General features: G+C 73.4%; 14 protein-coding genes. 5 read left to right on the top strand and 9 right to left on the bottom strand.

What is annotated here, in order from left to right; genetic code table 11:
* Positions 1-125: 125 nt before the first annotated feature.
* From pcaD to ACI79E_RS21910, 6 genes are all read right to left on the bottom strand, one after another.
* Positions 126-887: a 3-oxoadipate enol-lactonase gene (gene pcaD, locus ACI79E_RS21935; protein ID WP_456934700.1), complete on the bottom strand. Its 762-nt coding sequence runs from the start codon at positions 885-887 to the stop codon at positions 126-128.
* A complete protein-coding gene (locus ACI79E_RS21930; protein ID WP_456934699.1) occupies positions 884-1,375 on the bottom strand; it encodes a nuclear transport factor 2 family protein in 492 nt (163 codons plus the stop codon). The genes pcaD and ACI79E_RS21930 overlap by 4 nt, the downstream gene beginning before the upstream one ends.
* Positions 1,372-1,659, bottom strand: coding sequence for a muconolactone Delta-isomerase (gene catC, locus ACI79E_RS21925; RefSeq protein ID WP_456924183.1), 288 nt, complete (start codon positions 1,657-1,659; stop codon positions 1,372-1,374). The genes ACI79E_RS21930 and catC overlap by 4 nt, the downstream gene beginning before the upstream one ends.
* A 79-nt stretch (positions 1,660-1,738) precedes the next feature.
* Positions 1,739-2,611 carry a catechol 1,2-dioxygenase gene (gene catA, locus ACI79E_RS21920; protein WP_456934698.1) on the bottom strand — a complete coding sequence of 291 codons (873 nt, stop codon included), beginning with the start codon at positions 2,609-2,611 and terminating at the stop codon, positions 1,739-1,741.
* A 32-nt stretch (positions 2,612-2,643) separates the two neighbouring features.
* Positions 2,644-4,239, bottom strand: coding sequence for a 4-hydroxyphenylacetate 3-hydroxylase N-terminal domain-containing protein (locus ACI79E_RS21915; protein ID WP_456934697.1), 1,596 nt, complete (start codon positions 4,237-4,239; stop codon positions 2,644-2,646).
* A gap of 67 nt (positions 4,240-4,306) precedes the next feature.
* Complete coding sequence (locus ACI79E_RS21910) at positions 4,307-4,879, bottom strand: flavin reductase family protein (RefSeq protein ID WP_456934696.1); 573 nt, start codon at positions 4,877-4,879, stop codon at positions 4,307-4,309.
* Positions 4,880-5,006: 127 nt separating this feature from the next.
* Here ACI79E_RS21910 and ACI79E_RS21905 point away from each other — a divergent pair, with 127 nt between their 5' ends.
* Genes ACI79E_RS21905 through ACI79E_RS21895 form a run of 3 tightly spaced genes read left to right on the top strand, consistent with a single transcriptional unit; the run spans position 5,007 to position 7,180 of the window.
* The gene (locus ACI79E_RS21905) at positions 5,007-5,804 is read left to right on the top strand and encodes an IclR family transcriptional regulator domain-containing protein (protein ID WP_456934695.1); all 798 of its coding nucleotides are present in this window, start codon (positions 5,007-5,009) and stop codon (positions 5,802-5,804) included.
* A 4-nt stretch (positions 5,805-5,808) separates the two neighbouring features.
* Positions 5,809-6,333 (top strand): RNA 2'-phosphotransferase, encoded by a 525-nt coding sequence (locus ACI79E_RS21900; RefSeq protein ID WP_456934694.1) that lies wholly within the window; start codon positions 5,809-5,811, stop codon positions 6,331-6,333.
* 52 nt (positions 6,334-6,385) lie between these two features.
* Positions 6,386-7,180: an SDR family NAD(P)-dependent oxidoreductase gene (locus ACI79E_RS21895; RefSeq protein WP_456934693.1), complete on the top strand. Its 795-nt coding sequence runs from the start codon at positions 6,386-6,388 to the stop codon at positions 7,178-7,180.
* A gap of 92 nt (positions 7,181-7,272) precedes the next feature.
* Here the strand turns inward: ACI79E_RS21895 and bar are convergent, their stop codons facing one another.
* Genes bar through ACI79E_RS21880 form a run of 3 tightly spaced genes read right to left on the bottom strand, consistent with a single transcriptional unit; the run spans position 7,273 to position 10,236 of the window.
* Positions 7,273-8,376: a barbiturase gene (gene bar / locus ACI79E_RS21890; RefSeq protein WP_456934692.1), complete on the bottom strand. Its 1,104-nt coding sequence runs from the start codon at positions 8,374-8,376 to the stop codon at positions 7,273-7,275.
* Between the two features lie 28 nt (positions 8,377-8,404).
* Positions 8,405-9,358: a carbamate kinase gene (locus tag ACI79E_RS21885; RefSeq protein ID WP_456934691.1), complete on the bottom strand. Its 954-nt coding sequence runs from the start codon at positions 9,356-9,358 to the stop codon at positions 8,405-8,407.
* 59 nt (positions 9,359-9,417) lie between these two features.
* Positions 9,418-10,236, bottom strand: coding sequence for a PHP domain-containing protein (locus tag ACI79E_RS21880; RefSeq protein ID WP_456934690.1), 819 nt, complete (start codon positions 10,234-10,236; stop codon positions 9,418-9,420).
* Positions 10,237-10,317: 81 nt separating this feature from the next.
* Between ACI79E_RS21880 and ACI79E_RS21875 the strand changes: the two genes are divergently transcribed.
* Both ACI79E_RS21875 and ACI79E_RS21870 read left to right on the top strand, forming a co-directional pair.
* Positions 10,318-12,537, top strand: a complete 2,220-nt coding sequence (locus tag ACI79E_RS21875; RefSeq protein ID WP_456934689.1) for a DEAD/DEAH box helicase — start codon at positions 10,318-10,320, stop codon at positions 12,535-12,537.
* Positions 12,538-12,576: 39 nt separating this feature from the next.
* On the top strand, positions 12,577-13,200 hold the full coding sequence (locus ACI79E_RS21870; RefSeq protein WP_456934688.1) for an alpha-ketoglutarate-dependent dioxygenase AlkB: 624 nt from the start codon (positions 12,577-12,579) through the stop codon (positions 13,198-13,200).
* The last annotated feature ends 471 nt before the right edge of the window (positions 13,201-13,671 follow it).

Raw genomic sequence — 13,671 nt, 5'->3', positions numbered from 1 at the left:
GGTCGAGCACCCCCCCCCGCCCCCCCCCCCCCCCCCCCGGGCCGGGGCCGCGCACGCCCGCGGGCGCGGGGGGGTGCGCCGGTGCGACAGGGCGGTATCTCGCCAGGCGCGGGACGGGCGCGCGCTCAGCCCAGGTGGCCGCGCAGCGCGGCGTTCACCGTCTCCGGGTCGGTGGCGTTGGGCAGGTGGCCCGCCCCCGGCACGACGAGGAACTGCGCCCCGGCGATGCCGTCGGCGATCAGCCGCACCATGTCCGGCGGCGTGGCCGGGTCCTCCTCGCCGGCAATGACCAGCGTCGGCGCCGTGATCTCACCCAGCCGGTCGCGGACGTCGAAGGCGCCGATCGCCTCGCAGCAGGCGGCGTAGCCCTCGTCGGGGGTGTCGCGCAGCATCTGCAGCAGCCGCAGCGCCTCGTCGGGGTGCTGCTCCGCCCAGGCCGCGGTGAACCAGGTGCCGGTGCGGGAGCCCACGAGCGTCTCCGTGCCGTGCTCGCGCACCTGCTTGGCGCGCACCCCCCACGACGGCGGGTCGGCGAACTGCGCCGCCGAGGCGATGATGGCCAGCTTCTCCAGCCGCTCGGGCACGGTCAGCGCCAGCTGCTGCCCGATCGCCCCGCCGATGGAGACCCCGGCGTAGGAGAACCGGTCGACCCCGAGCCGGTCGAGCAGGGCGACCACGTCGCCGGCGAGGTCCGCCATCGTGCACGGGCCGGGGACGACCTCGGAGCCGCCGTGCCCGCGCAGGTCGTAGCGGACCACGCGGAAGTCGCCGGCGAACTCGGTGGCCTGGGCGTCGAACAGCCCCGTGTCGGTGCCCAGTGACGGGCCGAGCACGAGGACGGGGGCGTCGTCCGGGCCGTCGACGACGGCGGACAGGCGTGCGGTCATGGGTGGACTCCCCTGGGGACGGCGGCGGCGCGAGCCGCCTCGAGGCTGAACCGGTGCTGGTCCCATCCAACCGTCAGCGGTGCCCAGTAGGAGAACCGGACCTGCTTGACCCGGTAGTGCCACCCCTCGCCGGTGCGGACCAGCTCGTCGCGGTACCGCCCGGCAGCCACGTGCGGGACGCCGTCGACGACGCACGGCTGCCACAGCACCGAGCGCACCGTTGCCGCGTCGCCGGCCACCTCGACCTCCAGGTTGGAGACGTGGTGCCAGAAGGCGGTCAGCCCGCCGTCGGCCAGCCCCGAGAAGAAGGCCAGCAGGTCGGCCCGCCCGGCCACCCGGGTCAGCCCGTCGAACACGCCGTCCTCGGTGAACAGCGCGACCAGACCCGGCCAGTCGCCGTCGTCGAGCAGCCGGCAGTAGACCGCGTCGAGGCGGCGGAGCTCCTCGACGTCCTCCAGCCGTCGCAGCCGCTCCTCCAGCGGGCTCACGGGTTGGCCGATAGGGCCGAGGGGTGCTCGGTCAGCGGGGTCACCGCGATCGTCATGAACGGGAACAGCGGGAGGTTCCACAGGATGTCGTGCAGCTCGTCGGTGCCCTCGACGTCGAAGACGCTGACGTTGCTGTAGGCGCCGACCACCCGCCACAGGTGCACCCACTTGCCGCTGCGCTGCAGGTCCAGTGCGCGGGCCTTCTCGGTGGTCACCAGCCGGGTCCGTTCCTCGGGGTCGAGGTCACGGGGGATGGCGACGTCCATGCGCACGTGGAAGAGCATGCGGGGGCTCCTTGCTGGGTTCGGGGGTCGGGAACGGGTCCGGGCCGTGTGGGGGCGTCCCGCACGGCCCGGGGGTGGATCAGGCGGCCGCGGACTGGGTCTCGGGCTCGAGGACGAAGTCGTAGGTGACCGCGCGGGTGCCGTCACCGGTGTCCTGCGGGTCGAGGACGAGTTCGGGCTTGGTGGCCTCGGCGACGTCGCTGTCGAGCCACTCGCCGCCGGCGAAGTACAGCTGGGTGGTGATGGTGCGGTGCCCGGGGGCGCGGACCAGCAGGTGCAGGTGGGCCGGGCGCCAGGGGTGCCAGCCGGCGGCGGTGATGAGCTTGCCGGTGGGCCCGTCGGTGGGGATCTGGTAGGGCGCGGGCTGGACGGTGCGGATCTGGAACCGGCCCTGGTCGTCGGTGACGACCACGCCGCGCAGGTTGCCCTCGGGCAGGTGCGGGGCGAAGCCGGAGTAGTAGCCCTGGGCGTCGGCCTGCCAGATGTCGACCTCGGCCCCGGCCAGCGGGGTGCCGTCGACGTCGCGGACCTGGCCGGCGAAGACCAGTGGGGTGCCCTGCTCGTCGGGGCGCATGGGCAGGGTGGCCGTGGCCGGCAGGCGCTTCTGGCCGGGCAGGTAGTAGGGGCCCAGGATGCTGCCCTTGGTGCCGGTCTGGGTGCGGGCGGCGACCTCCTCGACGACGTGTTCGACGAAGACGTCGAGGAACAGCGGCCACTCGCCGCCCTCGCCGACCTCGATCATCCAGGCCTTGGCGGCCTGGAACTCGGGGTAGGTGACGTCGTGGTCGCGGATGGCCTGGTGCACGCCGGCCAGGACGGCGGAGACGACGGTGCTGACCCGCTCGGGGGACACCGTCGCGGAGCCGGCGGAGTACTGCTCGGTGGTCCGGAACGACGCGGTGGCGTTGGCGCCCGAGCCGGCCGCGGTCGGGGTGGACTGCGTGGTGGTCATGGACGTGCTCCTCGAGGGTGGGTGGGTCGCGGTCAGCGAGAGCGGGAGCGGGAGAAGAACGACACGTCGTCGTTGCCGATGAGGTCGGGCACGGTCCAGCCGTCGAGGTCGTACTCGGCCAGGCAGGCCTCGGCCAGGCCCTTCATCTGTTCGGTCTCGCCCTGGGCCTCGGCGGCGAACAGCAGCTCGGCCCGCACGTTCTCGTGGTTGCCGGAGTAGTTGCGCTCGTAGAGCTCGTGCCGGCCGCCGAACTCGGTGCCGATCGAGTCCCACAGCGCCTTCATGACCTTGACCCGCTCGACGGCGTCGATGCCGTTGGAGCCGCGCACGTACTTGTCCAGGTAGGGCCGCACCTGGGGGGTCTTGAAGTCCATCGAGTGGGAGTTGACGTAGATCAGCCCGCTGGCGACGTCCTGCTCGATGATCTCCTTCACTCGCGGATAGCCCTGCATCATGAACATCCGGTAGGTGAACGAGTAGTCGAGCTTGGGCAGCAGTGCGCCGTCCTTCCACTCGTCGGGGTTGCGGCACAGCGCGTCGGTCAGCGCCCAGAACACGTTGCGCCAGCCGATGACCTCACCGACGCGGGTCTGCACACCGCGGAAGTCCTTGGTGCCGGTGGCCTCCAGGGCCTTGAGCAGCAGGCCCGCGATGAAGTCGAGCTTGACCGCCAGCCGGGTGCAGCCGTGCATGGCGAAACGGGGCAGGAAGCCCGACTGCGGGAAGAAGTTGTTGATCTTCTCGATGTCGCCGTAGAGGAAGACGTTCTCCCATGGCACCAGGACCTTGTCGAACACGAAGATCGTGTCGTTCTCGTCGAGCCGGCTCGACAGCGGGTAGTCGAACGGGCTGCCCATGACCGCGGCCTGCTGCGTGTAGGACGTGCGGCAGATCAGCTTCACGCCCGGTGCGGCCATCGGCACCGTGCAGATGAGCGCGAACTCCTTCTTCTTGATGGGCAGCCCGTAGTGGGCGATGAAGTTGTAGTTGGTGATCGCCGAGCCGGTGGCCACGACCTTGGCGCCGGAGACGACCAGGCCGGCGTCGGTCTCCTCCTCCACCTTCATGAAGACGTCGCCCACCTCGTCCGGCGGCAGGTTGCGGTCGACCGGCGGGTTGATGATCGCGTGGTTCCAGTAGAGGACCTTCTCCTGGGACTCCCGGTACCAGCGCTTCGCGTTCTCCTCGTAGGGCGCGTAGAACTCGCTGTTCGCGCCGAGCGTGCCGAGGAAGCTGGCCTTGTAGTCGGGTGAGCGCCCCATCCAGCCGTAGGTCATCCGGGCCCACTCGGCGATCGCGTCCCGGTCGCGGACCATGTCCTCGACGGAGCGGGGGGTCCGGAAGAACGGGTGGGTGTACCCGCCGCTGCCGGTGTCGGTGGCCGTGGTGAGGACGTCCTTCTTCGCCGGGTCGTGCAGCGCGTCGTAGAGGCGCGCGGTCATCCGCACCGGGTTGCGGAAGGCCGGGTGCGTCGTCACGTCGGCGACCCGCTCGCCGTAGATCCACACCTCGCGGTCGTCGCGGAGGCTCTCGACGTACTCGTCGCCGGTCATCGGCCGGGCGGTCCCCGGCGGCTCCTGGCGTGGGGTGGGCACGGCGGAGGTGGCGCGGTCCTGGTCGAGTGTCACGGGTCGGCCCTTCTGCGTCGGTGGAGAGGGGTGGGGGACGTGCTCGGTCGGTGGCGTGCGGCGCTGCTCAGGAGGCGGTGCGGGAGGCGCCGCGGTGCAGCGGCGTGAAGACCGTGGAGGCGTCGAACCACCCCTGCTCCGGACTGTCGAGGGAGGCCGCCCAGTGGACCCCGGTGCGGGTCGGTGCCAGCTCGCGGAACCGCCCGCCGAAGAACAGCAGGGGCTCGGCGTCGGTGACGTCCAGATCGGCCACCTCACCGATGACGATGAGGTGGTCGCCGCCGTCGTAGCTGCGCCACGGCCGGCAGGAGATGGTGGCGGCGTTCCCGGCGAGCACGGGTGCCGTCGGCCCCTCGGCCCAGGCCGGTTCCGGGTCCTGCGGGCGGCCGGCGAAGTGCCAGGCCGTGTCGAGCTGGTCGCGGCTGAGCACGTTGACCGCGAACGGCGCACCCTCCAGGTACCTGCACGCCCTCGACTGCCGGGTCAGCGTCACCTGGCACAGCGCCGGCTCCAGCGAGACGGCGGTGAACGCGTTGACGGTCGCACCGTGCGGCACGCCGTCGTCCTTCGCGCAGGTGACGACGGTGACGCCGGTGGCGAACCGGCCGAAGGCGGTGCGGAGTGCGCGTGGGTCGAGCATCCGTGCTCCTCGTCGCGGGGCTGGCGCGAGCTGTACGCAGTGCGTACGCTGTGCCCGCGTAGCGTTCAGCGAGTGTGCTCGGGGCCACGGTCACGCGTCAACCCCGTGCTGCGGGAAGACGGGGCCGATGGCGAGCACGGACGATGCCGGTCACCTCGCGCCCGGGGGGCGCGACCACGTGCAGAGCCTGGAGCGGGGCATCGCCGTGCTGCTGGCCTTCGACGCCGAGCACCCCGAACCGACGCTGGCCGAGCTCGCCCAGCTCACCGGGTTCTCCCGGCCGGCGGTCCGGCGCTTCCTGCTCACCCTCGAGCGCATGGGCTACGTGCGTGGCTCCGGTGGCCGCTGGTCGCTCACCCCGCGGGTGCTCAGCATCGGCCAGCACTACACGGCGTCCAACGCGCTGATCGACCTCGCCCAGCCGCACCTGCTCAAGCTGGCCGAGGCGACCCACGAGTCCGCCTCGCTGGCGACCCTGGACGGCGACGAGGTCGTCTACGTCGCCCGGGTGCCCGTGCGCCGGATCATGAGCATCAACGTCTCCGTCGGCACCCGGGTGCCGGCGTACGCCACCTCCATGGGCCGGGTGCTGCTGGCGTGGGCGCCGGCCGAGGTCGTCGACCCGGCGCTCGACCGCCGTCCGCTGAGGGCCATCACCCGCCGAACCGTCACCGACCCGTCCGCGCTGCGGGCGGAGCTCGCCCGGGTGCGGGAGCAGGGCTGGTCGATCGTCGACGAGGAGCTGGAGGCCGGTCTGCTGTCGGCGTCCGCACCGGTCCGCGACCGCTCCGGGCGGGTGGTCGCCGCGCTGGCGTCGTCGACGTCCGCGGGCCGGTCCACGGTCGCCCGGCTGGAGCGGGAGGTGGTCCCGCTGCTGGTGGAGACCGCCGACCGGATCGGTGCCGACCTCTGCAGCCGGACCTGACCGCGTGGACGCCGTCCGGCTCAGCAGGCGACTGTCCTACGTGCTGCGGCACGCGCCGGCCAGCGTCGGGCTGACGCTGGACGCCGCCGGCTGGGTGGACGTCGCCGACCTGCTGGCCGCGCTGCACATCAGCCGCGAGGAGCTCGAGCACGTGGTCGTCACCAACGACAAGCGGCGGTTCGCCTTCGACGACACCGGGACGCGCATCCGTGCCAGTCAGGGGCACAGCGTCGCCGTCGACCTGGGCTACGCGGCGCAGCAGCCACCGCCGGTGCTGTTCCACGGGACCGTGGAGCGCCACCTGCCGGCCATCCTCGCCGAGGGCCTGCGCCCGGGGCGCCGGCACGCGGTCCACCTGAGTCCGGACGCCGGGACCGCCCGCCGGGTCGGTGCCCGCCGCGGCCGTCCCGTGGTGCTCGAGGTCGATGCCGCCGGGCTGGCCGCGACCGGGGTCCGGTTCACCCGCTCGGCGAACGGCGTCTGGCTGGTCGACGCCGTCCCCCCGGAGCGGCTCAGGGTGCTGGGGTGAGCAGGTCCTCGGCGGCCGGAACACCCGCCCCGCCGCCCGGCTTGCACCCGGCATGCGCATCGACCTCACCGGCCGCACGGCGGTCGTCACCGGGTCCTCGCAGGGCATCGGGCTGGCCATCGCGACCGGCCTCGCCCGGGCCGGCGCCTCCGTCGTCCTCACCGGCCGGGACGCCGCCAGGCTGGACGCCGCCGCCGACGGGCTGCGGGCCGCCGTCGACGGCGCGCAGGCCGCCACCGTGGCCGGCGACGTCACCACCGACGACGGCACCGCCGCCCTGCTGGCCGCCGTGCCCGCGGCCGACGTCCTGGTCAACAACCTCGGCGTCTTCGGCGCGCAGCCGGTGCTGGAGATCCCGGACGACGAGTGGCGGCGCTACTTCGAGACCAACGTGCTGACCGCCGTCCGGCTGACCCGCGCCTACCTGCCGGGCATGCGGGAGCGGGGCTGGGGCCGCGTGCAGTACATCGCCAGCGACTCGGCGGTCGTCATCCCGGCGGAGATGGTGCACTACGGCGTCACGAAGACCGCGCTGCTGGCGGTGTCCCGCGGCTTCGCGAAGGAGGCCGCCGGCTCGGGCGTGACGGTGAACTCCGTCATCGCCGGCCCGACGCACACCGGCGGCGTCGAGGACTTCGTGTACTCCCTGGTCGACCCCGCGCTGCCCTGGGAGGAGGCGCAGCGGGAGTTCATGCGGCTGCACCGCCCGCAGTCCCTGCTGCAGCGGCTGATCGAGCCCGAGGAGATCGCCCACATGTGCGTGTACCTCGCCTCGCCGCTGGCGTCGGCGACCACGGGTGGGGCGGTGCGGGTCGACGGCGGGTACGTCGACGCGATCCTGCCCTGACCCCCTCCTGACACGACGGGATCGGCGAGCCTCGTACGCCCCGGTCCGGCAGGCGTACGGGATCGCCGATCCCGTCGGTGGAGGCGCTGGTGTCAGGCCTTGACGATCGCGGCCACCGGGCCGCCACCCGACGGGCCCTGGTGCACCGCGGCGACCGACACGAAGACGGCCGGGTCGCCGGTGACCGACGCCGTCACGCCGCCCACGCAGGCCTTGATCTGGCGGTGCCAGGAGACGTCGGAGTCGTCCAGCATGGCGTTGCGGCGGCCGCGGACCTTGCCGTCGGGCGAGGCCTCGCACTTGAGGAACACGTTGACCAGCCGGTCGCCGAGGTCGGTGTGGTGGGGGCGCTCGGGCAGGTCGAGGCCGGCGTCGCGGATCGCCGCCCAGATGCCGTCCTGGTCGAGGGCGTCCTTCATCACCGAGTGGCCGACGCGGTAGTTGCCGCCGTGCCCGCGGGCGTTGCCGACGACGACGATCTGCGCCTGGTCCAGCTCCACGCCCGACGAGCACGAGGCCACGGAGGAGTACAGGGACAGGTCGCGCATGATCTGCTCCTGCGTCGGCATCTCGATCTCGCCGAGGGCCACCGCGATGCCCAGCGCCGTCGTGCCGTTGGAGATGTCCATCGAGCCGTGCGGCTCTTCCAGGATGGTGGTCTGGCCGCGCTCGTGGGCGTCGCGGATCGTGTCGATGGTCAGCAGCGGCGTCTTGGTCTGCACGTAGTGCACGTCGGCCGGGTCGGTGATGCCGGCCTCGGCCATCGCCTGCTTCACGCCGGCGGCGACCTTCTCCACCATGGCGACGCGGCCGATGTCCTCGGGCAGCAGCACCTCGCTCATCGCGAAACCGACGGTCAGCCGGGGCTCGTCGGTCTTCTCGACGGCGTCCTCGGGGAGGGTGGCGAAGACCGTGGCGTGCGGGCTGATGACACCGTCGGTGCCACCGGACCACACGATCGGGATCTGCTTGACCTCCTCCAGCGGCCGGGTGCCCTTCTCCACCAGCACCTCGCGGAAGGCACGGTCGGCGATGATCCGGGTGTAGTCGTTGATCCCGCCGTTGCCCTCGGTCTTGCCGATGACGGCGACGACCCGGTCGGCGTCGATGACGCCGTCGTCGATGAGCTTGGCCAGCTCGGAGGCGTCACTGACGTTGTGCAGCGGGACCTTGCGGACCTCGATCGGTGCGGGCACGGCGTTCCTCTCGGTCGGTACGGACGGCTCAGGCGGTGAGGACGGTGCCGACGTCGTCCCCACGGACGGCGTCGGAGATGTGCTCGAGACTGGTGATGACCGCGCGCCGGCTCGCAGCGCCGTCGACGAACCGCAGGGCGGCGTCGACCTTGGGGCCCATGCTGCCGCGGGCGAACTGCCCGGCGGCGGCGTGCGCGCGCAGCTCCGTGGCGGTCACCGGGCCCAGGGGCCGGGCCGACGGAGTGCCGAAGTCGACCATCACGTTCGGGACGTCGGTGGCGATCACCAGGGTGTCGGCCCCGAGCTCGGCGGCCAGCAGCGCGGCGGTGAGGTCCTTGTCGATGACCGCCTCGACGCCGCGCAGGGCCCCGCCGTCGCAGTCGTCGACGACGGGGATGCCGCCGCCGCCGGCGCAGGCGACGACGAAGCCGGCGCCGGCGAGCGCGGAGATCGCCGGGACGTCGACCACCGAGCGCGGCTCGGGCGAGGCGACGACCCGGCGCCAGCCGCGCGGACCGCGGTCCTCCCAGATCTGGCCGTGGGCGATGAAGGTCTGCGCCTTCTCGCGGGGGAGGAAGCGGCCGACCGGCTTCGACGGCTCGCGGAAGTTCGGGTCGTCCGGGTCGACGAGGGTGCGGGTGACCAGGGTGGCGGTGCGCTGCGGGAGACCGCGCGCGGCGAGGGCGGCGTCCAGCTCGTCGGCCAGCGTGAAGCCGATCGTCGCCTGCGTCTGGGCCACGCACCAGTCCAGCGGGACCGGGGGCACCTCGTGCGCGGCGAGCTCGTTCTTGACCAGCAGGTTGCCCACCTGCGGGCCGTTGCCGTGGGTGAGCACCACCTCGACGCCGGTGGCCACGACCGCCGCGACGTGCGCGCAGGCGGCGGCGATCGCGGCCTGCTGGGCACCGGGGGTGGCCGACCCGTCGGGCCCGGTCATCGCGTTGCCGCCGAGGGCGATCACGACGCGGCGGGAGGAGGTCACCGGCTGACCCTAGCCGGAAAGTGCCTTAGCGGTGAAGTACCTGTTTCCGCCGGGGGCGGTCAGCGTCGCCAGAAGTCGAAGGCGTCCCGGCCGGGCCGGAACCCCGCCGCCTCGACGACGTCCACGGCCAGGTCGAAGTACTGGCCGACGGCGGCCGGCTGGTGGGCGTCGCTGCCGAAGCTGATCGCCTCGCCGCCCTCCTCGAAGAACCACCGCACCTGGTCGACCGACGCCAGCGGGCTGGACGTGTTGACCTCCAGCGCCCGCCCCGTGCCGGCCAGCGCGCGGAACACCGCCCGGTACTCCTCCTCGTAGTCCTTCTCCGCGTACCGGTCGCTGCCCCCCGGCCAGTAGCGCCGCGGGAAGTCGACGTGGGCGAGGACCTGGAACACGTCGCTGCTCTCCACCATGTCGACGACCTCGGCGAGGTAGCGGCGCATCGTGGCGTCGGGGTCCGGGTAGAGCAGCCGGCCGACGCCGTAGAGCCGCCCGTCCTGGCTCAGCGAGTGCAGCGACCCCAGCACCCGGTCGACCGGGGCGTCGCGCAGGTGCCGGGCCACGCTGGCGGCGAACAGGTGCGGCTCACCGGTCTCCACACCCGACCAGATCCGCAGCTCCGGGAAGCGCTCGCGGCACTCCTCCAGCTCGGCGGAGTAGCCCTCGACGTCGATCGGCAGGTGCCGGGAGGCGTGCCGGTCGACCAGGCCGTCGGTGGTCGCGCGGTCGTCCGGCGACCACGTCGTGAAGTCCAGGTGCTCGGTGAACGCGATGGCCGGCAGCCCGCGGGCGACCGCGCGCTCGCAGGCGCGCACCATCGTCGAGGTCTCCGAGGTGTCCCAGGACCACCTGGTGTGCACGTGGTTGTCCGGCGGTCGCATCGACTGTGGATTGTCCTCCTCCGTCCCCAGGTCGCGCGCGGCGGCCGGCCCTGTCGTCCGGCGGCCCTACTGTCGGCAGGCATGAGCACCGCCGCGCCGTCCCTGACCTCCGAGGCCCTGGAGGTCCTGCGGGAGCTGACCGGCCGCCCCGACGCCGGGTTCCGCGAGGGGCAGGACGCCGCCGTCGCCGCACTGGTCGAGCGCTCCGAACGGGCCCTCGTCGTGCAGCGCACCGGCTGGGGCAAGTCGGCGGTCTACTTCGTCTCCACCGCGCTGCTGCGCCGCCGCGGCGCCGGCCCCACCCTCCTGGTCAGCCCGCTGCTCGCGCTGATGCGCGACCAGGTCGCCGCGGCCTCGCGCGCCGGCATCCGCGCGGTGGAGATCTCCAGCGCCAACGCCACCGAGTGGGACGACGTCGCCGCCCGCCTCGCCGCGGACGACGTCGACGTCCTGCTGGTCTCCCCGGAGCGGTTGACCAACCCGCGGTTCCGCGAGGAGCAGCTGCCCGGGCTGGTCGCCCGCTGCGGGCTGCTCGTGGTCGACGAGGCGCACTGCGTCTCCGACTGGGGGCACGACTTCCGCCCCGACTACCGCCGCATCCGCGACCTGCTGGGCACGCTGCCGGCCGGCACCCCCGTGCTGGCCACCACGGCGACGGCCAACGAGCGGGTGGTCGCCGACGTCGCCGAGCAGCTGGGCGCGGGCGGGGTCTCGGTGACGACGGTCCGCGGCCCGCTGGCCCGCGACTCGCTGCGCCTGGGCGTGCTGCGGCTGCCCACCGACCGCGCGCGGCTGGCCTGGCTGGCCTCCCACCTGGGCGAGCTGCCGGGCAGCGGCATCGTCTACACCCTCACCGTGGCCGCGGCGGAGGAGACCGCCGCGCTGCTGCGCGACGCCGGCCACGAGGTGCGCGCCTACACCGGCCGCCTCGACGACGCCGACCGCAAGGACGCCGAGGAGGCGCTGCGGGAGAACCGGGTCAAGGCGCTGGTCGCCACCTCGGCGCTCGGGATGGGCTTCGACAAGCCCGACCTCGGGTTCGTCGTCCACCTGGGCGCCCCGTCCTCGCCGGTCAGCTACTACCAGCAGGTCGGCCGCGCCGGCCGTGCCGTCGAGCACGCCGACGTCCTGCTGCTGCCCGGCCCGGAGGACCTCGCCATCTGGCAGTGGTTCGCCACCTCCTCCATGCCCCGGGAGGACCACGCCGCGGCGGTGCTGTCCGCCATGGCCGACGGCAAGGCCTGGTCGGTGGCCCGGCTGGAGACGGTCGCGGACGTCCGTCGCTCGCGCCTGGAGCTGCTGCTCAAGGTGCTGGCCGTCGACGGCGCGGTCGAGCGGGTGCAGGGCGGCTGGCGGTCCACCGGGCGGCCCTGGGTCTACGACGCCGACCGCTACGCCCGCGTCACGCGCACCCGCGAGGCCGAGCAGCGGGCGATGATCGCCTACGCGCGCCCGGTCGAGGAGGCCGAGTGCCGCATGGCGTTCCTGCAGGAGGCGCTCGACGACCCGACCGCGGCGCCCTGCGGCCGCTGCGACGTCTGTGCCGGGCCCTGGTACTCGACGGAGGTGCCGGCTGCGGCGGCCGAGGCCGCATCGGCGGTGCTCGACCGTCCCGGGGTGGAGCTCGCCCCCCGCGCGCAGTGGCCCACCGGCGCGGACCGGTTGGGGGTGTCGGTGAAGGGCAAGATCGCCGCCGGCGAGCAGCTGGACCCGGGCCGCGCCGTCGCCCGCTTGACCGACCTCGGGTGGGGGCAGCGGCTGCGCACGCTGCTGGGTGACGACGGCGTCGGCGGCACGGTGACCCTCGACCTCGAGGCGCCCGGCCTGGAGGAGGACCCGGACGCCGCCTTCGACGTCCCCGTGCGGCGGTCGGTCTCCGACGTCCCGCCGGACGACGACCTCCTGCGTGCGTGCGCGCGCGTGCTGGGCGCGTGGGACTGGGTCGAGCGGCCGGCCGCCGTCGTGGCGGTGCCCTCGCGACGCCGGCTGCGGCTGGTCACCGGCCTGGCCCAGGGCCTGGCCGGGCTCGGCCGGCTCCCCTACCTCGGCGAGCTCTCCCTGGCCCACGGCGGGCCGACCGGTCAGCCCGGCGGCAACAGCGCCTTCCGCCTGGCCGGGGTGTGGCAGCGCATCGTGGTGGGCCCGGAGCTGGCCGGACGGCTGGCCGAGCTGGGGCCGGTCCCGGTGCTGCTCGTCGACGACCTCGCCGACTCGAGGTGGACGATGACCGTCGCCGGACGGGAGCTGCGGCTGGCCGGCGCGTCCCGGGTGCTGCCGTTCGCGCTGGCACTCACGGCGTAGTCACTCGTACACCTGTTCGATCCGGCGTAGCCTGCGCCCATGTCGCTCGCGCACCAGCCGTCGATGTGGGACCTCGCGGAGGAACCGACGCTCGGGCCCCTCGCCGTCACGCGGCACCAGCTCGGCCGCGGCGCCTGGGTCGACCACCTCCCGGGCTGGGTCTCGGGCTCGGACGCGGTGCTCGAGGTGCTGCTCGGCGACATCGGGTGGCGGGCCGACCGGCGCCAGATGTACGAGCGGGAGGTCGCCGTCCCGCGGCTCCTGCGGTGGTACGGCGGGGAGGAGACGCTTCCCCACCCCCTGCTCGCCGAGGCCCGCGCCGCGCTGGACGCCCACTACGGGCCCGAGCTGGGGGAGCCCTTCGTGAGCGCCGGCATGTGCCTGTACCGGGACGGCCGCGACAGCGTGGCCTGGCACGGTGACCGCATCGGCCGCGGGCGCAGTGCCGACACGATGGTCGCGATCGTCTCCTTCGGCTCGCCGCGGCCGCTGCTGCTGCGGCCCGTGGGTGGCGGCGAGAGCCTGCGCTTCCCGCTGGGCCACGGCGACCTCGTGGTGATGGGTGGCTCGTGCCAGCGCACGTGGGAGCACTGCATCCCGAAGACGGCGAGGGCGGTCGGCCCCCGGGTCAGCGTGCAGTTCCGTCCGCGCGGCGTGGCCTGAGCCGGGCGACGCCGGGCCGATCCGCGGTCTCGTCCACGTCGCGACGCACTGCCGGGCCGCCCCTGCCGAGGGCTGTGAGCACGCCCACGGGGACCCCGCGTGCAGACCCCTCGAGGGCCGTGTAGTGTTCTTCCTGCACCGAGCGAGAACGGACCGGGCCGCCAGCCTGGTCAACCGCCAGCCGAACCCCCGCGGTTTGACTGATGCGGAGCACGGTGTACAGTGGAGACACCGCCTCGAACGAAGGCCGAAAAGGCCGGGGTTCCTGCGCGTCCGCTCCTTGAGAACTCAACAGCGTGCCGAAAGTCAGTGCCAAGTTTTTTTACCCCCGCACTGCGCACTTGTGTGTGTGGTGAGGGATTCCTTTGGTTGATTGACATCGAGAGTGCTAGCTCTCGGTTCTCGGCTGGGGATGCAAATTCATCTACGGAGAGTTTGATCCTGGCTCAGGACGAACGCTGGCGGCGTGCT

Source organism: Geodermatophilus sp. SYSU D00079 (assembly GCF_054050635.1).
The sequence above is the reverse complement of the archived record's forward strand: the minus strand, read 5'-3'. Positions and strand labels throughout refer to the sequence as shown.